At 61.3% G+C, this 25,658-nt stretch carries 22 protein-coding genes, 1 tRNA gene and 1 pseudogene; 10 read left to right on the top strand and 14 right to left on the bottom strand.

The features are described 5' to 3' along the window. Positions 1 to 110 precede the first annotated feature (110 nt). From glcD to AB4N43_RS28285, 4 genes are read left to right on the top strand one after another with little or no spacing between them, the layout of a single operon-like run. Positions 111 to 1,610 carry a glycolate oxidase subunit GlcD gene (gene glcD / locus AB4N43_RS28300; protein ID WP_027924740.1) on the top strand — a complete coding sequence of 500 codons (1,500 nt, stop codon included), beginning with the start codon at positions 111 to 113 and terminating at the stop codon, positions 1,608 to 1,610. Beyond that, entirely contained in the window at positions 1,610 to 2,674 is a 1,065-nt protein-coding gene (gene glcE, locus AB4N43_RS28295; RefSeq protein WP_027924741.1) for a glycolate oxidase subunit GlcE, read from the top strand. Before glcD ends, glcE begins: the two co-directional genes overlap by 1 nt. A 3-nt stretch (positions 2,675 to 2,677) precedes the next feature. Next, positions 2,678 to 3,895 carry a glycolate oxidase subunit GlcF gene (gene glcF, locus AB4N43_RS28290; RefSeq protein ID WP_059182683.1) on the top strand — a complete coding sequence of 406 codons (1,218 nt, stop codon included), beginning with the start codon at positions 2,678 to 2,680 and terminating at the stop codon, positions 3,893 to 3,895. A 21-nt stretch (positions 3,896 to 3,916) separates the two neighbouring features. Next, a complete protein-coding gene (locus tag AB4N43_RS28285) occupies positions 3,917 to 4,318 on the top strand; it encodes a heme-binding protein (RefSeq protein WP_460152426.1) in 402 nt (133 codons plus the stop codon). A gap of 146 nt (positions 4,319 to 4,464) precedes the next feature. On the opposite strand, the gene AB4N43_RS28280 is transcribed toward AB4N43_RS28285, so the two are convergent. The 5 genes from AB4N43_RS28280 to AB4N43_RS28260 form a co-directional block, all read right to left on the bottom strand. Next, on the bottom strand, positions 4,465 to 4,794 hold the full coding sequence (locus AB4N43_RS28280) for a hypothetical protein (protein ID WP_027924744.1): 330 nt from the start codon (positions 4,792 to 4,794) through the stop codon (positions 4,465 to 4,467). 144 nt (positions 4,795 to 4,938) lie between these two features. Next, the gene (locus AB4N43_RS28275; protein ID WP_027924745.1) at positions 4,939 to 6,480 is read right to left on the bottom strand and encodes an ArnT family glycosyltransferase; all 1,542 of its coding nucleotides are present in this window, start codon (positions 6,478 to 6,480) and stop codon (positions 4,939 to 4,941) included. A 3-nt stretch (positions 6,481 to 6,483) separates the two neighbouring features. Further along, positions 6,484 to 6,762 (bottom strand): lipid-A-disaccharide synthase N-terminal domain-containing protein, encoded by a 279-nt coding sequence (locus tag AB4N43_RS28270; protein ID WP_059182680.1) that lies wholly within the window; start codon positions 6,760 to 6,762, stop codon positions 6,484 to 6,486. Continuing rightward, complete coding sequence (locus tag AB4N43_RS28265; RefSeq protein WP_059182679.1) at positions 6,759 to 7,499, bottom strand: glycosyltransferase; 741 nt, start codon at positions 7,497 to 7,499, stop codon at positions 6,759 to 6,761. Before AB4N43_RS28265 ends, AB4N43_RS28270 begins: the two co-directional genes overlap by 4 nt. A gap of 43 nt (positions 7,500 to 7,542) precedes the next feature. Then, positions 7,543 to 8,520, bottom strand: coding sequence for an NAD-dependent epimerase (locus AB4N43_RS28260; protein WP_059182678.1), 978 nt, complete (start codon positions 8,518 to 8,520; stop codon positions 7,543 to 7,545). 145 nt (positions 8,521 to 8,665) lie between these two features. On the opposite strand from AB4N43_RS28260, the gene AB4N43_RS28255 reads away from it, so the two are divergent. Beyond that, the gene (locus AB4N43_RS28255; RefSeq protein ID WP_460152424.1) at positions 8,666 to 10,087 is read left to right on the top strand and encodes a M15 family metallopeptidase; all 1,422 of its coding nucleotides are present in this window, start codon (positions 8,666 to 8,668) and stop codon (positions 10,085 to 10,087) included. Between the two features lie 31 nt (positions 10,088 to 10,118). On the opposite strand, the gene AB4N43_RS28250 is transcribed toward AB4N43_RS28255, so the two are convergent. The 6 genes from AB4N43_RS28250 to speB form a co-directional block, all read right to left on the bottom strand. Next, positions 10,119 to 10,577, bottom strand: a complete 459-nt coding sequence (locus tag AB4N43_RS28250) for a GNAT family N-acetyltransferase (RefSeq protein ID WP_027924750.1) — start codon at positions 10,575 to 10,577, stop codon at positions 10,119 to 10,121. A gap of 23 nt (positions 10,578 to 10,600) precedes the next feature. Next, positions 10,601 to 11,254 (bottom strand): peroxiredoxin, encoded by a 654-nt coding sequence (locus tag AB4N43_RS28245; RefSeq protein WP_059182676.1) that lies wholly within the window; start codon positions 11,252 to 11,254, stop codon positions 10,601 to 10,603. A 214-nt stretch (positions 11,255 to 11,468) separates the two neighbouring features. Continuing rightward, complete coding sequence (betA, locus tag AB4N43_RS28240; RefSeq protein ID WP_027924752.1) at positions 11,469 to 13,157, bottom strand: choline dehydrogenase; 1,689 nt, start codon at positions 13,155 to 13,157, stop codon at positions 11,469 to 11,471. Positions 13,158 to 13,159: 2 nt separating this feature from the next. Next, on the bottom strand, positions 13,160 to 14,728 hold the full coding sequence (locus AB4N43_RS28235) for a purine-cytosine permease family protein (protein WP_460152422.1): 1,569 nt from the start codon (positions 14,726 to 14,728) through the stop codon (positions 13,160 to 13,162). A gap of 100 nt (positions 14,729 to 14,828) precedes the next feature. After that, positions 14,829 to 16,337, bottom strand: a complete 1,509-nt coding sequence (locus AB4N43_RS28230) for an aldehyde dehydrogenase family protein (protein WP_460152420.1) — start codon at positions 16,335 to 16,337, stop codon at positions 14,829 to 14,831. A 28-nt stretch (positions 16,338 to 16,365) separates the two neighbouring features. Further along, on the bottom strand, positions 16,366 to 17,370 hold the full coding sequence (speB, locus tag AB4N43_RS28225; protein WP_027924755.1) for an agmatinase: 1,005 nt from the start codon (positions 17,368 to 17,370) through the stop codon (positions 16,366 to 16,368). Between the two features lie 151 nt (positions 17,371 to 17,521). On the opposite strand from speB, the gene AB4N43_RS28220 reads away from it, so the two are divergent. The 5 genes and pseudogenes from AB4N43_RS28220 to lipA all read left to right on the top strand — a co-directional run bounded on the left by AB4N43_RS28220 (position 17,522) and on the right by lipA (position 23,095). Beyond that, complete coding sequence (locus AB4N43_RS28220) at positions 17,522 to 18,436, top strand: LysR family transcriptional regulator (RefSeq protein WP_027924756.1); 915 nt, start codon at positions 17,522 to 17,524, stop codon at positions 18,434 to 18,436. A 79-nt stretch (positions 18,437 to 18,515) separates the two neighbouring features. Further along, positions 18,516 to 20,023: pseudogene (locus tag AB4N43_RS28215) on the top strand (sigma-54-dependent transcriptional regulator). Between the two features lie 326 nt (positions 20,024 to 20,349). Further along, positions 20,350 to 20,733 carry a glycine cleavage system protein GcvH gene (gcvH, locus tag AB4N43_RS28210; RefSeq protein WP_027924758.1) on the top strand — a complete coding sequence of 128 codons (384 nt, stop codon included), beginning with the start codon at positions 20,350 to 20,352 and terminating at the stop codon, positions 20,731 to 20,733. Between the two features lie 32 nt (positions 20,734 to 20,765). Continuing rightward, a complete protein-coding gene (gene glyA, locus AB4N43_RS28205) occupies positions 20,766 to 22,022 on the top strand; it encodes a serine hydroxymethyltransferase (protein ID WP_027924759.1) in 1,257 nt (418 codons plus the stop codon). A 92-nt stretch (positions 22,023 to 22,114) separates the two neighbouring features. Next, positions 22,115 to 23,095 carry a lipoyl synthase gene (gene lipA / locus AB4N43_RS28200; protein ID WP_059182674.1) on the top strand — a complete coding sequence of 327 codons (981 nt, stop codon included), beginning with the start codon at positions 22,115 to 22,117 and terminating at the stop codon, positions 23,093 to 23,095. Between the two features lie 73 nt (positions 23,096 to 23,168). Here the strand turns inward: lipA and AB4N43_RS28195 are convergent. The 3 genes from AB4N43_RS28195 to AB4N43_RS28185 form a co-directional block, all read right to left on the bottom strand. Next, positions 23,169 to 23,243 (bottom strand) — tRNA-Gln (locus AB4N43_RS28195). A 133-nt stretch (positions 23,244 to 23,376) separates the two neighbouring features. Next, positions 23,377 to 24,483, bottom strand: a complete 1,107-nt coding sequence (locus AB4N43_RS28190) for an agmatine deiminase family protein (RefSeq protein ID WP_059182673.1) — start codon at positions 24,481 to 24,483, stop codon at positions 23,377 to 23,379. A 70-nt stretch (positions 24,484 to 24,553) separates the two neighbouring features. Then, positions 24,554 to 25,657 (bottom strand): extracellular solute-binding protein, encoded by a 1,104-nt coding sequence (locus AB4N43_RS28185; protein ID WP_027924762.1) that lies wholly within the window; start codon positions 25,655 to 25,657, stop codon positions 24,554 to 24,556. Between the last annotated feature and the right edge of the window lies 1 nt (position 25,658).

The following is a 25,658-nucleotide window of genomic DNA, read 5'->3' as shown; positions in this document are numbered from 1 at the left end:
AGTGGGTCAAAATCAAATCGGCTCCTGCTCGCAACTGAGCTAACGTTGGCGAGGGACCTATCATCGAAACCTGACCTCTAATAAAAACAACCGAGGGTCGCGATCAGGCTATGAACATTCTTTACGACGAACGCGTCGACGGCGTTTTGCCCGAGGTCGACAAAGCCGCCCTGCTCCAGGCGTTACGAGCGCGCTTGCCGGATCTGGACATCCTGCATCAGCAAGAAGAACTCAGACCGTATGAATGCGACGGGCTCTCCGCGTATCGCACCACGCCGCTGCTGGTGGTGTTGCCGCGCCACCTGGACGAAGTCCAGGGCATCCTTCAAGTCTGTCATGAGCGGCACGTCGCGGTGGTTGCCCGTGGCGCCGGCACCGGGTTGTCCGGCGGTGCACTGCCGCTGGAAAAAGGCGTGCTGCTGGTGATGGCGCGCTTCAACAACATCCTGCACATAGACCCCGCCGCCCGCACCGCGCGGGTTCAGCCGGGGGTGCGCAACCTGGCGATTTCCCAGGCCGCGGCGCCGTTTGGTTTGTATTACGCGCCGGATCCCTCCTCGCAGATTGCTTGCTCAATCGGCGGCAACGTCGCCGAAAACGCCGGTGGCGTGCATTGCCTCAAATACGGCCTGACCGTACACAACCTGCTCAAAGTCGACATTCTGACCGTCGAGGGCGAACACCTGACGCTGGGCTCCGACGCGCTCGACTCGCCCGGTTTTGACCTGCTGGCCTTGTTCACCGGTTCCGAAGGCATGCTCGGGGTCATCACCGAAGTCACGGTGAAACTGCTGCCCAAACCGCAAACCGCCAAAGTGCTGCTGGCCGCCTTCGATTCCGTGGAAAAGGCCGGGCGCGCGGTGGGTGACATCATTGCCGCCGGCATCATCCCCGGCGGCCTGGAGATGATGGACAACCTGGCGATTCGCGCCGCCGAGGACTTCATCCACGCCGGCTACCCCGTCGACGCCGAAGCCATTTTGCTCTGTGAACTCGATGGCGTTGAAGCCGATGTCCATGATGATTGCGACCGCGTGCGCCAGGTGCTGGAACAGGCTGGCGCCACCGAAGTCCGCCAGGCCCGCGATGAAGCCGAGCGCGTGCGGTTCTGGGCCGGGCGCAAGAATGCCTTCCCGGCCGTCGGACGGCTGTCGCCGGATTACTACTGCATGGACGGCACGATCCCGCGCCGCGAACTGCCCGGTGTGTTGCGGGCTATCGCGACACTCTCGGATGAATATGGCCTGCGGGTGGCCAACGTGTTCCACGCCGGCGACGGCAACATGCACCCGCTGATTCTGTTCGACGCCAATCAACCGGGCGAGCTCGACCGCGCCGAAACCCTGGGCGGCAAGATCCTCGAGCTGTGCGTGAAGGTCGGCGGTAGCATCACCGGCGAACACGGCGTGGGGCGGGAGAAAATCAATCAGATGTGCGCGCAGTTCAACAGCGATGAGCTGACCGTGTTCCATGCGGTCAAAGCGGCCTTCGATCCTGGCGGCTTGCTCAACCCCGGCAAGAACATTCCGACCCTGCACCGCTGCGCCGAGTTTGGCGCGATGCACGTGCATATGGGGCAGTTGCCCTTCCCTGATCTGGAGCGCTTCTGATGCGTAGCGAACACGACATGGATGACAGTGCCGCGCTGCTGGAGCAGGTCAACCAGGCGCTGCAAAACGCCACGCCGTTGCGCATTCAGGGCTCCAACAGCAAGGCATTCCTGGGACGGATCGTTGCCGGTGAGGTGCTCGACACGCGCACCCACCGGGGCATCGTCAGCTATGACCCGACCGAACTGGTGATCACCGTCCGCTGCGGCACACCGTTGTCAGAACTGGCTGAGGTATTGGACCACGCACAGCAGATGCTGCCGTGTGAACCGCCCTCCTTCGGCGAAGGCGCCACCGTCGGCGGCATGCTTGCCTGCGGCTTGTCGGGGCCTCGACGCCCGTGGTCAGGCTCGGTCAGGGACTTTGTCCTCGGCACACGGGTGATCACCGGGCATGGCAAGCATCTGCGCTTCGGAGGCGAAGTCATGAAGAACGTCGCCGGTTACGACCTGTCGCGCCTGATGGTCGGCAGTTACGGATCGCTGGGGGTGGTGACTGAAGTGTCACTCAAAGTCCTGCCCAAACCGCGTCAATGCCTGAGCATCAGCCTGGACATGGACAGTGACCGCGCCCTGCTGCGCCTCGCGGAATGGGGCCAGCAGCCCTTGCCGATCAGCGCCGCGTGCCACGACGGGCAACGCCTGCACCTGCGGCTTGAGGGGGGCGAAGGCTCGGTGGCGGCGGCCCATGATCGATTGGGCGGCGAGCGGCTGGACGCGAACTATTGGGCGGACCTCAACGAACATCGACTGAGTTTCTTTGATGAGGACCAACCCCTTTGGCGGTTGTCCCTGCCCCACAACACACCCCGACTGTCTTTGCCCGGCGTTCAACTGATCGATTGGGGCGGCGCACAGCGCTGGCTCAAATCCGAGGCGCAAGCCTCGTTCATTCGCAAGATCGTCGGCGAGGTCGGCGGGCATGTGACCTGCTACAGCCATGGCCTGATCGACAGCCCGTTCCAACCGCTGCCGGCTGCACTGATGCGCTATCACCAGAACCTGAAGCAGCAACTTGACCCACGGGGCATTTTCAACCCCGGTCGCCTGTACGCGGAGTGTTGACCCATGCAAACCACGCTCAGCGACCAGGCCCGCCAGCTGCCCCGCGCCGAAGAAGCCGAACGCATTCTGCGCACCTGTGTGCATTGCGGTTTTTGCAATGCGACCTGCCCGACTTATCAATTGCTCGGCGATGAACTGGATGGCCCGCGAGGTCGCATCTACCTGATCAAGCAGGTGCTGGAAGGCAACGAAGTCACGCAAAAAACCCAGCAGCATCTGGATCGTTGCCTGTCGTGCCGCAACTGCGAAACCACCTGCCCGTCCGGCGTCGATTACCACAACTTGCTCGACATCGGACGCGCAGTGGTGGACGCCGCCGTACCGCGCCCGCTCGAGCAGCGTTTATTGCGCGAAGGGTTGCGCCGCGTGGTACCCAACCCGGGATTGTTCAAAGCGCTGGTGAGCGGTGGCCAGGTGTTCCGTGCCTTGTTGCCGAACACCCTGCAAGCCAAGTTGCCTCGCCGTGTGTACCCGGCCAAACCACGCCCGACGGTGCGCCACGCCAGGCAAGTGCTGATACTCGAAGGTTGCGTGCAGCCGGGGCTGTCGCCCAACACCAACGCCGCCACTGCGCGGGTGCTGGATCGACTCGGTATCAGCGTCATACCCACCCGCGAAGCCGGGTGCTGCGGCGCCGTCGATTATCACCTCGACGCCCAGGTGGCCGGCCTTGATCGCGCACGGCACAACATCGATGCGTGGTGGCCGGCGATTGAAAACGGTGCCGAAGCGATTGTGCAAACCGCCAGCGGTTGCGGTGCGTTCATCAAGGACTATGGTCATTTGCTGCGCAGCGATCCGGCCTATGCCGAGAAGGCGCAAAAGGTCAGCGCACTGGCCAGGGACCTGGTCGAAGTGCTGCGCGATGAACCGCTGGAAACCCTCGGTATCCACAGCGACCAGCGCCTGGCGTTCCATTGCCCCTGCACCTTGCAGCACGCGCAAAAACTGGGCGGCGCGGTTGAGGCGCTGCTGACACGTCTGGGTTTTAACCTCACGCCCGTACCTGACGGCCATTTGTGCTGCGGCTCGGCGGGCACCTATTCGCTGACTCAACCGGAACTGTCCCGGCAACTGCGCGACAACAAGCTCAATGCGCTGGAGAGCGGGCATCCCGAAATCATTGTCACCGCCAATATCGGCTGTCAGTCCCACCTCGACGGCGCGGGTCGAACCCCGGTCCGGCACTGGATTGAACTGGTGGAAGCCGCCCTGCCCTGATCACCCTCTGGAGCAATCGCCATGAAGCGTAAAGCCATACTGAGTCAGGCCGAAGTCAGCCAGATCCTCACCGCCGCCCGCACCGAAGCACAGAACAATCAATGGGCCGTAACCATTGTGATTGTCGATGACGGTGGCCATCCCCTGGCGCTCGAACGCCTCGACGGGTGTGCGGCCAGCAGCGCCTACATCGCCACTGAAAAAGCCCGCACCTCGGCCTTGGGCCGGCGTGAGTCGAAAGGTTATGAAGACATGGTCAACGGCGGACGCTTCGCCTTTTTATCGGCGCCGTTGCTGACGTCCCTTGAAGGTGGCGTGCCGATTGTTTACGACGGCCAGGTGATCGGCGCGATCGGCGTGTCCGGGGTCAAGGCCGAACAGGATGCGCAAGTGGCCAAGGCCGGGGCGCAGTGTTTGAAGTAACGCCATAAAAGGTTCGGCACTATCAACCTGTGGCGAGGGAGCTTGCTCCCGCTGGACAGCGCAGCTGTCCCGTTTTTTGGGGCCGCTTCGCAGCCCAGCGGGAGCAAGCTCCCTCGCCACAAAAGCGCCCTCGCCACAGGATCGCATTACTTGCGCGCCAGCTTGTACCGAATGCACTCTTCATAAAAGCTCTGCCGCACCGCAGCCGGTTTGAACCGCGACGGACTGTCGTAGGTCTGCTCGGTAATGCCCATGGCCATCATGTGCATCCACGGTTTGTTGAATTTGTAGGTCTGAATCTTCTTGCGAGCGGCATACAGCGACACCCCGGACAACTTCAGCTCCTGGGCCCTGGCCGCCGTCCCCGCGCCCCAGTCGCACATATATCGGTCATTGGCCACCAACTCCCTGGCCTGGGCCGCGCCGGCCATGCTCGCCAGGGTAAACGAGATCATCGTGATCGCTACATTGCGCAATTGCATTCCGCCTAACCACCTGAAAATAAAGTGATTTTGGCGACTGTTTTGCGCCAGCGGGGCCAGCAGTTTGCCTTATCTGCACCTAATAACCGCATTCGGACTCAATGGGCCGGGATCAGCCCCGAGCCCATGTGGTTTTTTTTAGCGCAGCGCCGCCTTCAAGTCATTGACCCGCTCGTTCCAGGTGAAGTGATAGACGTTGACGGGCGGCAACGGATGACATTTACCGTTATCCGCGTCGGCCCCCACAATCGACCACTGGGCACGCGAGGTTTCGCCCAACTCACGGGCGGTCTGGGGATTGAAACACTTCTCCAGCTCCTCGTCGGGGACCAGCGCGTACGCCTTGGGATGGTCGCGCAGCCATTGTGCGGCTTGCTCGATGGAGGAGCCGGCCATGCCGAAATGCACAATCGGCTGCCGGGCGTACAACCAGTGACCCTCACGCCAGTCGACCAGCACCAGTTCTGCGCCACCGGTCATGGTCGCGGCCTGCGCCATGATCGCGTTATGCGGGTTGGCACCGTCCCTGACCGGTTCGATGAAACCACGGGCGAACCACAGCGCAAACCAGATCACCGCCACCACCTGGAACACCTGACGACCGCGTGGGCGCTGGCTGAACCAGCGTTTGAGCAGCCAGGGAATCAGCGGTGCCGCCACCAACACCAACCCTGGAAGCGCCGGGTAGATGTACAACTTGCGCTTGCCGCTGCTGATGCAGAAAAACAGCACCACCAGCAGGACCCACCCCAGCAGCACCAACACCCGGCCGTCATGCTTTTGCAACTGCCGACGCCACGCCGGCACCAGCCACGGCAACGCCAGCACCAGCGGCAGCCAGTATTGCGGGATCACGTAAACGAAGAAGTACCAGAACGGTTCACGATGGTCCCAGGCCGCGGCATATCGCCCTGCGGTTTGACGCAGCAATATTTCCTTGGCATAGGCGATTTCCTCGGCGCCGCCATTGAGCACGATGGACAACGCCAGGGGCAGCAACCAGATCGCCGTGGCGCCCAACATCACCGCCAGTCCCAGCCACCACTTGCGCGCCTCCCCCGGCATCGCCACCACGCCAGGCCAGTCTTTGCGCACCGCATAGGCATACGGAATCAACATCAGCGCCGGGACAAACCCGACCCCCTTGGTGATTACGCCCACGCCCATGGCCGCGCAGCCGATGTAAAACCAGCGCCAGGCCGGGCCAAGCAACAAATGACGCGTGAGACCGTAGAGGCCGACCGAGGTAAACAGCACCAAAAAGCTGTCGATCTGGCCGGTCTGCAAGATGCTGTAGGTTTGATAGGTGGCCAGGTACAACAGGGCCGCGATCCGGCCGATGCGCTGGTTCCACAGGCGTCGGCCAAGGTCGTAAACCACTGCGGTGACTGTCACACCGGACAACAGGCCCGGAATATAAAGGGCAATCGCAGGCTTCCCGGTCAGCCAAGTGAAGAACGCCACGGTCCACATGAAAATCGGCGGCTTGTCGCCGTAGATCTCTGCCGCCCGGTGCGGAATCAGCCACGCGTTGTTGTGCAACATCTCCAAAGCGACGCCAAGGAATCGTTCCTCGTCGACATTCTGCGGCTGACGCAGCCCCAACCCGGCGCCGATCAGCAGCAGGGCCAGCAACATCAAGCCCAGGCACTCGACGCCGGGCGATAGCGTTCTACGCATGACTCATTCCTTAGCGGGGGTGCTTTTGGCAATCAGTTGCAAATTGCGCAGGTAGACGATCGAGCCAAATGCCTGACCGGCGATAAACACAGGGTCCTGGCGGTAAATGGCGTACGCGAGCAGCAACGTGCTGCCGACGATGCTCAAGTACCAGAAACTCGTCGGGATCACGCTGCGCTTCTGGTATTCGCTGTACAACCATTGCAGGACAAAGCGGCCGGTGAAGGCGATCTGGCCAATGAAACCGACCGCCAGCCACAGGGCTTCGCGGGAGAGGCTCATCCTTCGATCTCCTGCGCCTTGGTGTTCAAGCGCGTGCGTTTGATCAGCCACCAGACCCCGAACAGATCAAGAATGCCCACCAGAGCCCGGTCGAGGTTGCCGTACTTGGACACCCCGGCGGTACGCGGACGATGGTTGACCGGGTGGACGATCATGCGGCCGTTGTGACGCTGGATCAGCGCGGGCAGAAACCGGTGCATATGGTCGAAGTACGGCAAGCGCAGAAATGCCGCCCGCTCGATCAGCTTCAACCCGCAACCGGTGTCCGGCGTGGCATCGTTGAGCATGCGCCGGCGCAGTCCGTTGGCGAAGCGCGAGGCCCAGCGTTTACTGGCGGTGTCGCGGCGATTAACCCGGTGACCGGCCACCAGTTGAACATCGACCGGACCGTGACCGCCCCGCACCAGTTGCAACATGCCGGGGATGTCCGCCGGGTCGTTCTGGCCGTCACCATCGAGCGTCGCCAGCCACTGCCCGCGCGCGGCGAGCGCGGCATGGTAAAGCGAGGTGCTTTGGCCCAGCGAACGCTCATGGCACAGAATGCGCAGCGTGCTCAAACCGCTGTTTTTGATCTGTTGCAGTTCGTGCAGGGTGGCATCGGTGCTGCCATCGTCGACGACGATGATTTCGTACGCTTCATCCGCCAACGCCACACGGATTTCCTCAATCAAGGGCTTGAGGTTATTGGTTTCGTTTTTCGCCGGAATCAGTACCGATACGAAAATGTCTTGGCTCATAGGGTTCTCCCCCCGCTAATGGTTGTTCTCAAGGGTGAACGCTTCATCGCTGATAAAAGTGCCGATACCACTTCACAAACTCCGCCACACCGGTCTCGACCGTCATTTGCGGGCGGAAGTCGACCCAATCCGCCAACGCCGACACATCGGCCCAGGTCTTGATCACATCGCCCGCTTGCAGCGGCAAATAGTTGCGCCGCGCCTTGATGCCCAGCACGTTTTCCAGACACTCGACGAACGCCAGCAACGGCATGGGTTCGCCCCGTCCGATGTTGAAAATTCGATTGATGCCTTCGCCGGCACTGTCCGCCAACGGCGGTTTGGGCCGCAGGCGCACGATGCTTTCGACGATGTCATCGATGTAGGTGAAGTCCCGCGCCATCTCGCCGTGGTTATAGATGTCGATCGGTTCGTCGTTGAGCATCGCTCGGGTGAACTTGAACAGCGCCATGTCCGGCCGCCCCCAGGGCCCGTAAACGGTGAAAAACCGTAGGCCACTGGCGCGGATTCCGTAGAGATGGCAATAGCTGTGCGCGAGCAGTTCATTGGCGCGCTTGCTGGCGGCATATAGCGAAACCGGATGCTCGACGGCGTCTTCGACACTGAACGGCATTTTGCTGTTGGTGCCATACACCGAGCTGCTCGACGCGTAGATCAAATGCTCCGGGCGATGGTGCCGGCAGGCTTCCAGCACATTCACAAACCCCACCAGGTTCGATTGCGCGTAGACGTCGGGATTGTCCAGCGAATAGCGAACGCCGGCCTGGGCGGCCAGATGCACGACCTCGGTGAATCGATGCTCCTGAAACAGCCCCATCAGGGCCGCTTTATCAACAATATCCAGTCGCTGGAAGCGAAAACCCGGCAACGACTCCAACTCTTTGAGCCGTGCCTGTTTGAGTTCTACGCTGTAGTAGTCGTTGAGGTTATCGATACCGACGACATCAAGACCTTGCTGGCACAGCCGTTTAACCGTGTGATAGCCAATAAAACCGGCAGCGCCGGTAACCAGAACAGTCATAGCACCTCATTATTATTCGAAGCCCGATTCAACTTCATGCCCGGCACCATTGATAAGTCCTTGAGGCCCGTGACATCGTTGACACGCTGCCCCGTTACCTTGCCTGCCCAATGGTGAAATTTTGTTACATATTTATTTAATTTGTATGAAGGCAACAAGAGTGCGAAATCGCGTTTTAGCGCTACTGATAAGCCTTGTCATTTGCGGCATGGCCAATGCTGAATCAAGGCCTGAAAACATGGTGTATTTGCGCACCATCGACCCGAGCATCGAACAGGACATGCGCTACGCCAGTGCCCACAATTTCACCGGGCACCGGCTCGAAGGTTATGACGCGGCCGAATGCCTGTTGTCCGTCGACACCGCCAAGGCCCTCGCCCGGGTCCAGGCGGAATTGCGCACTCAAGGCTACGGTTTGAAGGTGTTCGACTGCTATCGACCCAGCCGCGCCGTCGCCGACATGGGGCGCTTCGCGACAGAACCGGGTGACCCGCGCAAGGCCGAGTTCTATCCGCGCGTGGACAAGCAGGACTTCTGGCGTTTGGGCTATGTGGCGCGGGTGTCGGGACACTCCAAGGGCTCAACCGTAGACCTGACGCTGATCGGCCCGGATGCGCTGCCCGCCGACACCTGGACCCCGACGGCGACGCAAGTCGATTGCACCGCGCCCTATGACCAGCGCTGGCACGACGGCGCCCTGGATATGGGCACCGGTTTCGATTGCTTCGACGAGCGCGCGCATACCGCCAACCCGACGATCAACGCCACCGCCAAGGACAACCGTCAACGTCTGAGCAGTGCCATGGAGAAAGAAGGGTTTGCCGGGTATTCGAAGGAATGGTGGCATTTCACATTCAGTGGCGAGGCCGCGCCGAAGGACGTGATGGATTTCCCGATCACACCGATGAGCGCCAGCGACACGGTCGGCAGCAGTGGTCAGTTGATTGTGGTCACCAGCAAAAACTGGGATGACATTCAGGGCACCGCGCAGCGCTATGAACGTGACGGGAAAACCTTTCGAAAATACGGCGATGCCTTTCCCGTCGTGGTCGGCAAAAACGGCATGGGCTGGGGCAAAGGCGTGAGCAGTGTGGGTGATGTTGAAGGCCCGATCAAACGCGAAGGCGATGGAAAAGCACCGGCGGGAGTCTTCAAACTGGGCACGGCGTTTGGTTTCGACGCTACGGTCGACACCCACTTGCCTTACCTCGCGCTGACACCGACCACCGAATGCGTGGATGACAGCCAATCCAGTCACTACAACAAACTGGTCGACGGCGCAGCGACGGCTACAGACTGGAGCAGCTCGGAACACATGCGTAACGAAGAGGGTTATCGCCAAGGCATTTTCATCGAGCACAACACCCCGGCCACAGCGGGTTCGGGTTCGTGCATTTTCTTCCACATCTGGCGCGGCCCTGCGTCACCCACAGCGGGCTGTACGGCCATGGATCAGGAAGATATTGCTGCGTTGCTCAAGTGGCTCGACCCTCGCGAGTCGCCATTGCTGGTGCAGATGCCGGAGGCGCAGTACGAGCAGTTTCGTGAGGCGTGGGCGTTGCCGTGATGTGGGTGGAGGTGCATGACCACCACCCTTCTCAACCCTGCTTCAAATCAAGGCAATACGTGTAATACCCCCCATCACGCACATACCCCAACGACTCATACAACCGCTGCGCACCCACATTGTCGGTGGCGGTTTCCAGCACCATGCCCTTGGCACCGCTCAACACCGCAAAGGCACGGGCGGTGTTCATCAGCAACGTTCCCACCCCTAGCCCGCGGGCCTCGGGGGTGGTGAACAGGTCGCTGAGCAACCAGGTGCGGTGGGCGTCGATGGAGGAAAACGTCGGGTACAACTGCACGAAACCCAACGCGTGGCCCGCGGCGTCTTCGGCGAGGAAAATCACCGATTCGTCCCGGGCAATGCGTTCGGCGATGAAGTCCCGGGACTGGGTCGGGTTCGAGGGCTGGCCGTAAAAGCCTCGGTAGGCGTCGAAGAGGCGCGCCACCTTGTCGAGGTGGCTGGCGTCGGCGCGCAGGGCTTTTACGTCCATTTCGGGATCCCTCGAAGGTTGGATTACTTGGGCTGCGCCACAGTGCGCAAGTACGGTTTGATGGTTTTGAAACCGTCCGGGTATTTTTTCCGCGCATCTTCATCGGACACCGATGTCGGGATGATCACGTCTTCGCCCGGACGCCAGTTCACCGGCGTGGCGACGGTGTGCTTGGCGTTCAATTGCAGGGAATCGAGCAGACGCAGTACTTCATCGAAGTTGCGCCCGGCACTCATCGGGTAGATGAGCATGGCCTTGACCTTTTTGTCCGGGCCAATGATGAACACCGAACGCACGGTGGCGTTGTCGGCGGCGGTGCGGGTGCCGCCACTGGCATTCGGGTGGATCATGTCGTAGAGCTTCGCCACCACCAGGTTTTCGTCACCGATCATCGGGTAGTTGACCGCGTGCCCCTGGGTTTCTTCGATGTCCTTGGCCCAGCTTGCATGGTTGCTGACCGGGTCGACGCTGAGGCCGACGATCTTGGTGTTGCGCTTGTCGAACTCAGGCTTTAGCCCGGCCATATAGCCCAGTTCGGTGGTGCACACCGGGGTGAAGTCCTTGGGGTGCGAAAACAGGATGGCCCACTTGTCGCCAATCCATTCGTGGAAATGCAGCGTGCCTTCGGTGCTCTCGACGGTAAAGTCCGGTGCCTCGTCGCCAATGCGGATTGCCATGTTCGTTCTCCTTACTGTGGGGTCGTAGGGAAAACCGTCGGAGTGCTGGGTGCGCCTCCAACGGCATTCAGGATCGGTGTTGAACCTGCCAACGCGGATCAGTATAGGAGACGCTGCAAGACAAGGCCGTTACCGCTAAAACCCGCCTGAAAAATACAAAAAGCCAGATCGACTCGGCGTCGACCTGGCTGTTGTTGAGCAAAAAACCAGGGCATTAAACCCGGACGTTACGCCCCGGCAACGTCGAGCGCTGGCTGTTTTCCCAATTCTCCACCAAGCCAACCGGTGCATCCGAGGCTGGCAGCATGTTGCGTCCGCGCACCAGATCGCTGGCGCGCTCGGCGAGCATGATGGTCGGCGCGTTGAGGTTGCCGTTCGGCTCGGTCGGGAACACCGACGAGTCGATCACGCGCAATCCGGCGATGCCATGCACACGCAACTCGGAATCCACCACCGCCATGTCGTCCTCGCCCATGCGGCACGAGCCGCACGGATGGTAGGTGCTTTCGAGGTTTTCCCGCACGAAGGCGTCCAGCTCTTCATCGCTGTTCACCCGCGGGCCGGGGGCGATTTCGCCGTCGCGGAAACGGTCCATGGCTTTCTGGCCGATGATCTCCCGGGTCAGGCGGATGCAGCGGCGGAAGCCTTCGCGGTCTTCTTCCCGTTGCAGGTAGTTGAACTGGATCTGCGGGTGCTCGTACGGGTCCGCCGAACGGGCGCGCACGTAGCCGCGGCTCTTGGGTTTGTTCGGCCCGGTGAGCACCATGAAGCCGTGGCCCTTGATCGGTTTGTTGCCGTCGTAACGCATGGCGGCGGGCAGAAAATGGAACTGGATGTCCGGCCAGCGCAGGCCCTTGTCCGAGCGAATGAAACCTCCGGCCTCAAAATGGTTGGTGGCGCCGAGCCCGTCCTTGAACAGCAGCCAGCGCAGACCGATCATCAGTTTGCTCAGCGGGTCCATTTTGCTGTTGAGGGTCACCGGTTCCTTGCAGCCGAACTGGATGTACACCTCGGCGTGATCCTGCAGGTTCTCCCCTACCCCCGGCAGGTCATGGCGCACGCCGATCCCGGCTTTGCGCAGGACCTCGGCCGGACCGATACCGGAGCGTTGCAGCAGGTGCGGCGAACCGATGGGGCCGGAAGAAATCAGCACTTCGCGGTGGCAGTAAACCTGGTGCGTCTGGCCATCGTGGTCGTACATGACGCCCACCGCCCGTTTGCCTTCAAGGAGGATCTGGCGGGTCATCGCGTGGGTGATCACCGTCAGGTTCGGACGGCCCATGGCCGGGCGCAAATAGGCGTTGGCCGTGGAGCAGCGTACGCCGTTTTTCACCGTCATGTGCATGGCGCCGAACCCTTCCTGCATGTAGCCGTTGCAGTCTTCGGTCTTGATGTAACCGGCTTCGGCACCGGCTTCGACCCACGCCCCATACAGCGGGTTTTTCATGTGGTTGCCGTTGGTGGTGTGCAGCGGCCCGGTGCCGCCGCGATAGCCGTCGCCACCCTCCTCGTAATGTTCTGCCCGTTTGAAGTACGGCAGGCAATTGCGGTAGCCCCAGCCCTGGGCACCGAGGGATTCCCACTCATCGAAGTCGTAGGCGTGGCCACGGATGTAGACCAGGCCGTTGATCGACGAAGAACCGCCCAGCACCTTGCCGCGTGGACAGTGGATGCGCCGCCCGTTGAGGAACGGCTCTGGCTCGGTTTCGTAGCGCCAGTTGTATTTCTTGGTGTTCATCGGGATCGAGAAGGCGCTCGGCATCTGGATCACCACACTGCGGTCGCTGCCACCGAATTCCAGCACCAACACCGAAGTCGCAGGATCCTCGCTCAAGCGGTTGGCCAACACACAACCCGCGGAGCCGGCGCCAATGATGATGTAGTCGTATTTTTGCGTAGCCATGGTTATCTCCCGGCCGTCGATTCGTTGAACACTGGGGACGGGCGATGGGTCAGCGAGTCGCCAGTGGTGTATTGCGGAGAGGTTTTCTCGATGTGCTGGATCACGGTTTCTTCACGCTTGAGATCAATCGAGCGGCTGAACCAGTAGTACACCAGCCCCGAAACGATCAGCCCGACCAGCCAGGCGATGTCGATGCTGCCCAGGGCTTTGGCGAGGGGGCCGACATAGACCTCGCGCTGCTCGACGCCGTCGTAGATGTAGAAGAACGGAATCATCGACACGAAACCGATGGCGTACGCGGCGATGCCACGCAGGCCCCAGCTGCCGTAGATGTTGCCGTGGGGCATGAAGAAGTGCGGGATGGCGTAGCGGCCCTTGCGCACGAAGAAGTAGTCCGTCAGGTTGACCGAGGTCCAGGGCACGAGGAAGTACAGCATCACCACCAGGTAGATCCCCAGCACCGACAAGCCTTTGCCCGAACTCTGGATGCTCAGCGCCACGCCGAGTTGCAGCAGGATCACAAAACCAATCGCCAGGATGCGGGCCTTGCGGGTTGGTTCGATGTGCTTGATGGAGTCGACGCAGGTCAACGTGGTCAGTTTCGCGCTGTAGATGTTCATCGCGATCACCGGCAGGAACGCCAGGATCGTGATCACCACCACCGCGGTGCCGATCAGTGGCGAGACGACGTTGCCGACCTGACCGAGGGCGACCAGCACGTCCGTGGAATGCAGGTGATCCGCCAACCAGCCACCCACCGAAATCATCCATGCGCCGGACAACGAGGCGCCAAGAAACACCACGGCAATCAGCTTGCCGCTGGAGGTGTTCTTCGGCAGGTAACGGGAATAGTCGGACACGTACGGGGCGTAAGCGATGTTGTAACTGGCCGCCGCCGCGAACTGGGCGATGAACCCGGTCCAGTTGAAGCCCAACGGCGCTGGCGCGACTTCTCCCGCAGCCAGTACCGGCATCGCGGCATCCGGTACCCAGCCCATCAGCACCGCCAGCGTCACCAGGCCGTACAGCGGAATCGACAGGTACAACGCCCATTTGAAGCTGCGGTGCATCCAGTCATGACCGAGGATCGCCAGGACTGCCGCCGGTATCGTCACCGCCACCGCAATCGCCCAGGGATGAAAGCCGAATAGCGTGTGCAAACCCTGCATCATCAACACCAAGTTGACGATGTTGAACCCGGCAAACACAAACAGCGTCGCCAGCAACACGAGGATCACACCGCGATAGCCGAACTGCGCCCGCGACTGGATCATTTGCGGCAAGCCCAGGTGCGGGCCCTGTGAACCATGGAACGCCATGAACAGTGTGCCGAACATGATGCCCAGCGTGCCGGCGAGTGTGGTCCAGAGCGCGGTCAGGCCGACGCTTGGGCCGACGAAGCCGATGGTCATGGTGAAGAAAGTGAAATTGCCGAGGAACCAGAACGGGCCTTGGCTCGCCAGTTTGTCGGTGCGTTCGTGTTCCGGGATGAAGTCGATCGAATGGCTTTCGACGATCGGTTTGTCGTCGAGAAGCGACACGCTAGGAGCGGCTTTGGCGTCAGTGTTCATGATGGACTCTTATTGTTGGAAGATCATGACGGAACTGCATTCCTTGCGATGAGCACCTTGAGGCGAGGGAGCTTGCTCCCTCTCCACGGGTGCCGCGTGCTTAAGGCAACGTGATCCAGACGGCCTTTGTCTCGAGCAGGTAATCGAGCTGCTCGGCGCCCAGGTCCTTGCCGAAACCGGACTGTTTGTAGCCACCGAACGGCATCGACGGATCGAGGGTGCCGTGGGCGTTGACGTAGACCGAACCGGCCTTCAACCGTGGGATCAGGCTGTGCACCTTGCCCAGGTCGTTGGAGTACAGCGCGGCGGCCAGGCCGTACACCGAGTCATTGGCCAGGGCCAGCGCCTCTTCCTCATCGTCGAACGGTGCGGTGACCAGCACCGGACCAAAAATCTCTTCCTGGACAATGCGCATGTCGTTGCGGCAATGGGCGAAGATGGTCGGCTCGACGAAGAAGCCTGGGCCATCGACGGGCTGGCCGCCGTAGACCAGTTCGGCGCCTTCCTGCTTGCCGGTTTCGATGTACTCGGTGACCCGCTGCTTTTGCAGGGCCGAGACCAGCGGGCCAATGAAACAGTCGGGATCCAGACCCGGTGCAATCTTCAGGGTGCGGGTGTAGGCGATCAGCTCACGCAAAAATTCGTCGTAGACACTGCGATGAATATAGGCGCGTGTACCGGCGTCGCACACCTGGCCCGAGTTGAAAAACACACCGTTGGCGACCGCTTGCGCGGCCGCGGGGATGTCCGCATCGGCCAACACGATTACCGGTGATTTTCCTCCCAGTTCCAGGGTTAGTCGCTTCATTTCGTCCAGCGCCGCACGCCCGACGGTACGGCCGACCGGGGTCGAGCCGGTAAAGGTCAATTTATCGATGCCGGGGTGCGTGGCCATGGCCGCGCCGACCACGCTGCCGCGTCCCGAGACAATATTGATCACGCCGTCGGGAATCCCGGCTTCCTGCACCAGTTCGGCAAAACGCAGGGCTGACAGCGAGGTCAGTTCAGCGGGTTTGACCACCACGGTGCAACCGGTGGCCAGGGCGGCGCCGAGCTTCCAGGCCATGGTTTGCAGCGGGAAGTTCCACGGCACGATAGCGCCGACCACCCCCACCGCTTCCTTGCGCGTATACGCCAGATAGTTGCCCGGCAGCGAAGGCTCGACGGTGCGTCCGTGCAGCTTGGTCGCCCACCCGGCGAAATAACGCAAGGTATCGACGGTGCCCTGGATATCGACGTCCTTGGCAAACGCGACCGACTTGCCCATGTCGATCGATTCGATTTCCGCCAGTTCTGCCGCATTCTGCTCGATCAGGTCCGCCAGGCGTTGCATCAAACGCTCGCGTTCCACCGGTTTGGCCTGGCTCCAGGCGCCACCGTCGAACTGTGCGCGAGCGGCTTGCACGGCGCGGTCCAGATCCTCGGTGGTGCCCATCGGAATGCGTGTGATCAGGCCTTCGGTCGACGGCTCGATGACGTCGGAGGTCTGTCCGTCGCTGGCCTCGACAAAGGCGCCACCGATGAACATTTTCTGCACCTTGCTGAGGAAGGTCTGGGTCGCTTCGCAGACACCGAATTTCTGCAGGTACTGCTTAACACTCGCGTCCATTTTTCATGCCCTCTGTGCGGCGGTCAGTTCACGCCGATTCGGTGGTGGTTGCGCTCACGGCGTGCTTCGCCTGAGCCCGTTCATGGAAGATGAAACCGATACTGTTAAGCAGCAGTTGCGCCGCCAGAATCGAGGTCATACCGCTCGGGTCATACACCGGTGCAACCTCCACCAGGTCCATGCCGACAATGTTGCCTTTGCTGCGCTTGGCCAGGGCCTGGATGATTTCCAGCACTTCGTAGTAGAGGAAACCGCCGTGGCTCGGGGTGCCGGTGCCGGGGGCGATGGACGGGTCGAAACCGTCGATGTCGATGGTGATGTAGTAGTTGATGTTCTGCGGGATCAGCGCCAGCACTCCTTCGACGCCGAGGCGGCGGACATCCCTCACCGAGAGGATTTTCGAACCGGCGGCGTGGGCCGCTTCGTAGTCATCGCGGTTGGACGACGAGACGTTGCGAATGCCCATCTGGGTCATGCCGACAATGTGGTTCATTTCCGAGGCGCGGCGCAGCGGGTTGCCGTGGCCGTAGCGCACACCGTGCCGTTCGTCGACGAAATCCAGGTGCGCATCGAAGTGGATGATGTGGATCGGGCCGCGGCCCTCGAAAGCCTTGATCACCGGCGCGTGCACCGAGTGGTCGCCGCCGAGCACCACCGGCATGACGCCGGCATCGAGGATTTTGCGCACAGCGTATTCGGTGTTTTCGTTACTGGTGACCATATCGGTGTGCACGATGTCGGCGTCACCGACGTCGACCATGCGCACGTCGGCGGCGGTCAGGTACATCACGTCGTCTTCGTGGTCGTAAGCGCCGGCGTGGCCGAAGGAAAACAGCGTCGATGCTTCGCGAATCCCGCGTGGTCCGAAGCGTGCGCCGGAGCGCCACTGGGTGCCCATGTCATTGGGCACGCCGAGCACCGCGACGTCGGCATCCAGCGCGTCCCAATCGGTGCACACCGGGGATTTGCCAAAGGTGCAATGACCTACGAATGGCAGGTTCAGGCGACCGGATTCATAACCGTTATTCGACATTTCAAGCCTCTCCACTTTTTGTTATCGGCTGGGCGGACTGCAAGGCGACCGCCGTTGGAATGACTATGGGCGCAGGTTTTCGTGGAAAAAATGCTAAACATCAGATACTCATATCGGCATTACCGATGCATCCACGTGCGGGAGGTCCAAGGTGATTCAGCTACACGATGTCGATCTGAAATTGCTCAGGGTGTTTGCCACGATTGTGCGGTGCGGGGGCTTTTCCGCCGCGCAGGCCGCGTTGAACGCCGGTCAGTCGACGATCAGCGAACAGATGACTCATCTGGAAACCCGGCTCGGGGTCAAACTCTGCCAACGCGGGCGCAGCGGGTTTCGCCTGACCGAGCAAGGCGTGGCGATACATGAAGCCACCCAACGCCTGCTGTCGGCGGTGGAAAATTTCTGCATGGACGCCGACGTGCTCAAGCAGCACATCAGCGGCAAACTCAACCTGGGAATTATCGACACCACCATCACCGACCCCGATTCGCCACTGCCACGCACCACTCAGCGCTTCGTGTCCCGGGGGCATGACGTGCACCTCAACGTCTACGTCGGCACCCCCGCCGAACTCGAAGAACGGGTGCTCGACGGTCGCCTGCACCTGGCCATCGGGCACTTCCCGATCCATGTACCGGGGTTGCTGCACACACCGCTGTATCAAGAGGCCTTGGGCTTGTATTGCGGGCGCAGGCATCCGCTGTATGGCAACAAGGCCGAAGGCGACGAACTGCTCGAAGAAATCGCCGCGAGCCGCATTGTCGTACGCGGCTACATGCAGCAATACGACCTCGAACATTTGGGTGTCAGCAAAGCCGCCGCGACCGTGGACAATATCGAGGCGCTGGCGATTTTGCTGATCTCCGGGGCCTACCTGGGCTTTCTGCCAGCGCATTTCGCCGCGCAGTGGATCAAGACCGGGGAGATGCACCAACTGGCGCCGAACAGCCTGCAACTGGTGTCGCCGTTTGACGTGATTACCCGACGCGGCACGGCCCCGCCACCGATCCTCCAGGCCTTCCTGGAGGACCTGGCGGCCAGCTCGCGTAAAACCGCCAATGGCTGATCTGCGCTCGCCACAGCCACGCAGTGCCCGGCATACTCATTGACGCCACCACCCCGCTCACCACCCTTGCAGGCCCGTTATGCGCATCCACGTCACCTTCATCGACCGCGTCGGCATCACCCAGGAAGTGCTGGCCCTGCTCGGTGGGCGCCGGTTCAATCTGGACGCCGTCGAGATGGTGCCGCCGAACGTTTACATCGATGCGCCGACCCTCGGTGCCGAGGTGCTGGAAGAGTTGCGCGAGGCCTTTCTCGGGGTGCAGGGCGTGCAAGCGGTGACGATGGTCGACATCCTTCCGGGGCAGCGCCGCAGCTTGCAACTCGATGCCTTGCTCGCGGCCAGCACTGACGCCGTTTTGGCCGTGGATGATCGCGGTGTCGTGCTGCTGGCCAACCCGGCGCTGATTGCATTGTGTGGGCGCGAACCGGCTGGTGAATCGCTGACGGCATTGTTTGATGATCCGTCCCTGCAACACACGTTGATCGAACACCACTTCCGCCTGCCCATGCACGAGGTCAGCCTGGGCGGCCAGACGTTACTGCTGGACGCCATGCCAATCACCGACGCCGGCGCCCTGCTGACCCTGTATCACCCGAGCCGCATCGGCGAACGCCTGTCGGCGCTGCACCATGACCATGCCGAAGGGTTTGATGCGCTGCTGGGCGAGTCCCCGGCGATCCGCACGCTCAAGGCCCGTGCCCAACGTGTGGCCACCCTCGATGCGCCGCTGTTGATCCAGGGGGAAACCGGCACCGGCAAAGAGCTGGTCGCACGGGCCTGCCACGCGCTCAGCACACGTCGGGAGGCGCCATTTCTCGCCCTGAACTGCGCGGCGCTTCCGGAGAGCCTCGCCGAAAGCGAACTGTTCGGCTACGCCGCCGGCGCGTTCACCGGCGCCCAGCGCGGCGGCAAACTCGGCCTGCTGGAACTGGCGGATCAGGGCACGGTGTTTCTTGATGAAGTCGGTGAGATGTCGCCCTACTTGCAAGCCAAGTTGCTGCGCTTTTTGAGCGATGGCTGCTTCCGCCGGGTGGGGGGGATCGCGAGGTCAAGGTCAACGTTCGGGTGCTGAGTGCAACCCACCGGGATCTGGAAAAAATGGTCAGCGAAGGCCACTTTCGCGAAGACCTGTTCTACCGCCTCAACGTGCTCAACCTGCAAGTACCGCCGCTGCGCGAACGCGGCCACGACATCCTGCTGATGGCCAATCACTTCATGCAACAGGCCTGCGCGCAGATCCAGCGCCCGGTCTGCCGTCTGGCCCCGAGCACCTTTGCCGCCCTGCTCGGCAACCGCTGGCCGGGCAATGTGCGCCAGCTGCAAAACGTGATTTTCCGCGCGGCGGCCATTTGCGAAAACCCGCTGGTAGACATCGACGATCTGGACATCGCCAGGACGGCGGTGGAGCGCCAGAACGACGGTGAAGTTGGCAGCCTGGAAGAAGCTGTCGAAGGGTTTGAAAAGCACCTGCTGGAGCAGCTCTACCGCAGCTACCCGTCCAGCCGCCTGCTCGCCGCCCGCCTGCAAACCTCCCACAGCGCCATCGCCATTCGCCTGCGCAAATACGGCATTCCCGCCAAGCCCTGAAACCCTGCCCACCTCCTACAGGGGGCTATGTGCTGTCGATGCGGACTGTTTGCAAATCGATACAGCGTATCGAATTCAAGACACAGCCCTTCCACCCCGTGTTTTCTTGCCCTGCTCGCTACACGCCTGTTGCCCGTATTGATTTCAATACAGGCAACACCCTTTGCCTCTCAACAAATAACTATAAGCCATTGATTTAATACAAATAACAAACATTGGCACCCCCCTTGCTATCACTCCCTGCAACCACGCTCGCTGCCCCCGCACGAGCCTGTAAACGTCATCCGCCACCAGCAGCGGATGGGTCTGAACAATGAGGAGTGGGTATGAGCGAATTGCGTTTTACCGTCGATCACGAATGGCTGCGGCTTGAGCGTGATGGCCTGGTCACCGTTGGCATCACGCCGTACGCGCAGCAGGCTTTGGGCGATGTGGTGTTCGTGCAAGTGCCGGAACTGGGGACGTTTGGCGCCGGTGATGAAGTGGCGGTGCTGGAGTCGGTGAAAGCGGCCAGCAACATCGGCATGCCGCTGGACGGCGAAGTGGTCGAAGTCAACGCGACGCTGGAATCCTCACCGGAACGGGTCAACGAAGACTCACTGGGCGAAGGCTGGTTCTTTCGTTTCAAACCGGCCGACGCTGCAGCCATTTACCAACTGCTGGATCAGGACGCCTACGCGCGCCTGACCCAGGAATCCGCCGAAGCCTGAACCCCTTCCCGCTTACCACACAGGACACCACCATGTTCAGCAAACACGATCAGATCAAAGGCTACGACGACGAACTGCTGGCAGCGATGAATGCCGAAGACGCACGGCAGGAACACCACATCGAGTTGATCGCCTCCGAGAACTACACCAGTCAACGGGTGATGGAAGCGCAAGGCAGCGGCCTGACCAACAAGTACGCCGAAGGCTATCCGGGCAAGCGTTATTACGGCGGCTGCGAACACGTTGACGTGGTCGAGCAACTGGCGATTGATCGCGCCAAACAATTGTTCGGTGCCGACTACGCCAACGTCCAGCCGCACTCCGGCTCTTCGGCCAACAGTGCTGTGTATCTGGCCCTGATCCAGCCTGGAGACACCATTCTCGGCATGAGCCTGGCCCACGGTGGCCACCTGACCCATGGCGCCAAAGTGTCTTCCTCGGGCAAGCTGTATAACGCCGTGCAGTACGGCATCGACACTAAAACCGGGCTGATCGATTACGACGAAGTCGAGCGCCTGGCCGTCGAGTGCAAGCCAAAGATGATCGTTGCCGGTTTCTCGGCTTACTCCAAGACCCTCGACTTCCCGCGTTTCCGCGAGATTGCCGACAAGGTCGGCGCATACCTGTTCGTCGACATGGCCCACGTCGCCGGGCTGGTGGCGACCGGTCTGTACCCTAACCCGCTCCCCTTCGCCGACGTCGTCACCACCACCACGCACAAAACCCTGCGCGGTCCGCGTGGCGGCCTGATCCTCGCCAAGGCCAATCCGGAACTGGAGAAAAAGCTCAACGCCGCGGTGTTCCCCGGCGGCCAGGGCGGCCCGCTGATGCACGTGATCGCAGCCAAAGCGGTGTGCTTCAAGGAAGCGCTGGAGCCCGGTTTCAAAACCTATCAGGCGCAGGTGATTCGCAATGCCCAGGCCATGGCCAAGGTGTTTATCGACCGTGGGTTTGACGTGGTGTCTGGCGGCACCGACAACCACCTGTTCCTGGTCAGCCTGATCCGTCAGGGCCTGACCGGCAAAGACGCCGACGCCGCCCTCGGTCGAGCCGGGATCACGGTGAACAAGAACGCCGTGCCCAATGACCCGCAGTCGCCATTCGTGACGTCGGGGTTGCGCATTGGCACGCCGGCGATCACCAGCCGTGGTTTCAAGGAAGCGCAAAGTATCGAGTTGGCGGGATGGATCTGTGACTTGCTTGATCACCTCGGTGATGCCGATGTCGAGGCGCAAGTCGCCAGCCAAGCCGCCGCCATGTGCAGCGACTTCCCGGTCTACCGCGACTGATCAGCCACCCCGTAATCCCTGTGGGAGCGAGCTTGCTCCCACATTGGACTGTGTGTGGGCTCGCCTCTGCCTTCCGAAGAAAGAAAATACTCATGAACCCCATTGTGGAATCAACCAACCCCGCCCCGGCCAAAATGCAAGTCGGCGTCAAACTGCGCGGTGCGCAAAAGGTCGCGCGGATCCCGGTCAAGATCATCCCGACCGATGAGTTCCCGCGCAAACCCGACTGGATCCGCGTGCGCATGCCGATCTCTCCCGAGGTCGACCGGATCAAACAATTGCTGCGCAAACACAAGCTTCACAGCGTCTGCGAAGAAGCTTCGTGCCCCAACCTCGGCGAATGTTTTTCCGGTGGCACCGCGACCTTCATGATCATGGGCGACATCTGCACCCGCCGTTGCCCGTTCTGCGATGTCGGCCACGGTCGGCCAAAACCGCTGGACGCCGATGAGCCGATGAACCTCGCCGTGGCCATCGCCGACCTGCGTCTGAAGTACGTGGTGATCACCTCCGTGGATCGCGACGACCTGCGCGACGGCGGCGCCCAGCACTTCGTCGACTGCCTGCGCGAGATCCGCAAGCTGTCGCCGGGCGTGCAACTGGAAACCCTGGTCCCGGATTACCGGGGGCGCATGGACGTTGCGCTGGCGATCACCGCGACGGAGCCGCCGGATGTGTTCAACCACAACCTGGAGACCGTGCCACGGCTGTACAAAGCCGCGCGGCCGGGTTCGGATTTCGAGTGGTCGCTGGACCTGTTGCAGACCTTCAAGTTACTGGTCCCGTCCGTCCCGACCAAGTCCGGCCTGATGCTCGGCCTTGGTGAAACCGACGAGGAAGTGATCGAGGTCATGCAGCGAATGCGTGAGCACGACGTCGACATGCTCACGCTCGGCCAGTACCTGCAGCCGTCGCGCAGCCATTTGCCGGTCCAGCGTTTTGTGCACCCGGACGTGTTCGCCTGGTTCGCCGAGGAAGGCGCAAAAATGGGCTTCAAGAACGTCGCCTCCGGCCCGCTGGTGCGTTCGTCTTACCATGCAGACCAACAAATGCAGGGTGCAAAGGCAGTCTGAGGTATGTCGCCTGGAAGAAAGTGACGGGCATAAAAAAACGCCAGACCCGATAGGATCTGGCGTTTCTTGAAGATGGCAGGGGCGGCTGGATTTGAACCAACGCATGGCAGGATCAAAACCTGCTGCCTTACCGCTTGGCGACGCCCCTGTAGCACTTGCTACGTGTGGACGGGAATTTAACAACTTTCGCGCCGTCCGGGAAGCCCCTGCTTAAAATATTTTTCTTCTAAAACAGCCACTTAACATTAATTGATTGCAGATACAACGGGCGCCGCAGCCGATTAAACCCCTGGCTGATGACTGGTCACACAGTGAATGCCGCCGCCACCGGCCGAGATGGCGTCGATATTGAGCTGCACCACCTCACGGTCTGGGTAGAGCTCTGACAGCAGGTCGAAGGCCTTGGTATCGGCAGCTTTGTCCCCGAACTCAGGCGCAATGACCGCCCCGTTGATCACGAAGTAGTTGATGTAGCCGGCGGCGAAGTCCGGGTTGTTCTTGTTGAACTTGCTCTTGCGCGGGTACAGCGGTGGCGACACGGTATGCACTTGGAGCTTGCGGCCATCGGCGTCCGTGGCGTTTTTCAGAATCTCCAGGTGCGCCAACGTGACGTTGCGGTCGTAGGACTCGGGGTCGTTGTCGAGGTTGGCGATCACGACGCCCGGCTTGACGAACCGTGCGTAGAAATCGACATGAGCGTCGGTGATGTCTTTGCCTTTGATCCCCGGCAGCCAGATGATTTTGCGCAAGCCGAGGCGCTCCTTCAGTTCTTGCTCGACCTCGGCCTTGCTCCAGTCCGGATTGCGATTGGCGTTGATCCAGCTGCTTTCGGTCATGATCCCGGTGCCGTGACCATCCACTTCGATGCCGCCGCCCTCGCCCACCAGTTCGGTGCGCAGGTTACTGGCCTCTGCGTTTTCAGCGACCAGACCGGCCAGCTTCGCGTCCTTGGCGTGCTGCTGTTTGTTGCCCCAACCGTTGAAGTTGAAGTCCACAGCACCCAGTCCGCCGTCGCCGTCGATGACGAAGTTGGCGCCGATGTCGCGCATCCAGATGTCATCGAGCTGGGTGTTGATATAGGTGATGTTGGCCGTACCGCACAGCTCCTCGGCCAGACTTCGCTCGTTGCTGCGGCAGAACACCGTGACCGGCTCATAGCGGGCGATGGTGCGGGCGATCCGGCCAAGGGCTTCTTGCACATCGGCGGTGAAGTCCTCCCAGATCGCGTCCTGTGCGCCAAAAGCGATGAAGGCGCGTTGGTGTTTATCGCCTTCATCGGGCATGAACCATGGGCCCCGGGTGGCGGCGTTGACCCAGCCCATGGACGCGGCGGCGCCGAGACCTGCGACCACGGAGACGTATTTGATGAACTCGCGACGCGTCGACATATGTAAATCCTTGAATAGCGGTTCGTAATTGCGCAAAAGGTGAAGGCCGGCACCGGGTGCCGGCCGGATGTCACTGCGCAGTGGCAGTCTTGAACTTGGTCCAGGTGCGCATCCGCGCGCGCATATCGGCTTGTGAAATGTCCTTGCCCGGGATCAGCCGTGCGTAGGTGGCGTCGTCGAGGTAGATGTCCGGGTTATTGCGCATGGCCGCATCGACACTCGGCCGCGCCTTGGCGCTGGAAGTCGGGTATCCGGTGAAATTGCTGATAGCCGCCATGTTCTGCGGGCGCATGACGAAATTGATGAACGCATAGGCGTACTCCGGATGTTTGGCATCGACCGGGATCGCCATGGTGTCCATCCACACCGTGGTGCCTTCACGGGGAACGCGGTACTGGAACGTGGTTTTCTTGCCGGCTGAGTCCGACGTCCGCTGCGCTTGGGTCATGTCGCCGCTGTAGCCGAGTGACAGGCACAGGTTGCCATTGACCAGATCGGTCACCGGCTGCGATTGGAACTTGCGAATGTACGGCCGCAATTTCATCAGCAGATCACTGGCGGCGGCGAGGTCGGCCGGTTTGGCGCTGCGTGGATCTTTGCCCAGATAGTTGAGCACCACGGCCAACACTTCGTCCGGCGAATCGATCATCGAGATCCCGCAATCGGCAAACCGCGCGGCCAGTTCCGGTTTGAACAGCATGTCCAGGCTGCTGACCGGCGCGTCCGGCATGCGCTGCTTGATCTGCTCGGCATTGTAGGTCAGGCCGATGGTGCCCCAAGTGTAGGGAACGGTGGCCTTGCTCGAATGCTCATAGTGCGAGCGCAGCTTCTGCAAACCGGGTTCGACGTCCCCCATCGCGGTGAGTTTCGACTGGTCCAGCGCTTGCAGGCTGCCGGCGCGCATCAAGCGTTCGGCCACGGTGTCACCGGGGAAGATCAAGTCATAACCGCTGCCCCCGGCAAGCATCTTGGCTTCCAGGGTTTCACTGCCGTCCATCACGTCGTAGATCACCTTGATTCCGGTTTCCGCGGTGAACTGGCTGAGCGTGTCCTCGGCAAAATAATCGGCCCAGTTGTACAGGCGCAGGGTTTTCTCTTCGGCGTGCAGCGACGGGATCGCGCAGCACAGGGTCAGGCCCAAGGCGCCGAGCAAGCGTTTGTTGGCAATGTGCATG

The organism is Pseudomonas sp. S2_B07 (genome assembly GCF_054668435.1).
This window is presented reverse-complemented; position numbering and strand designations above follow the sequence as displayed.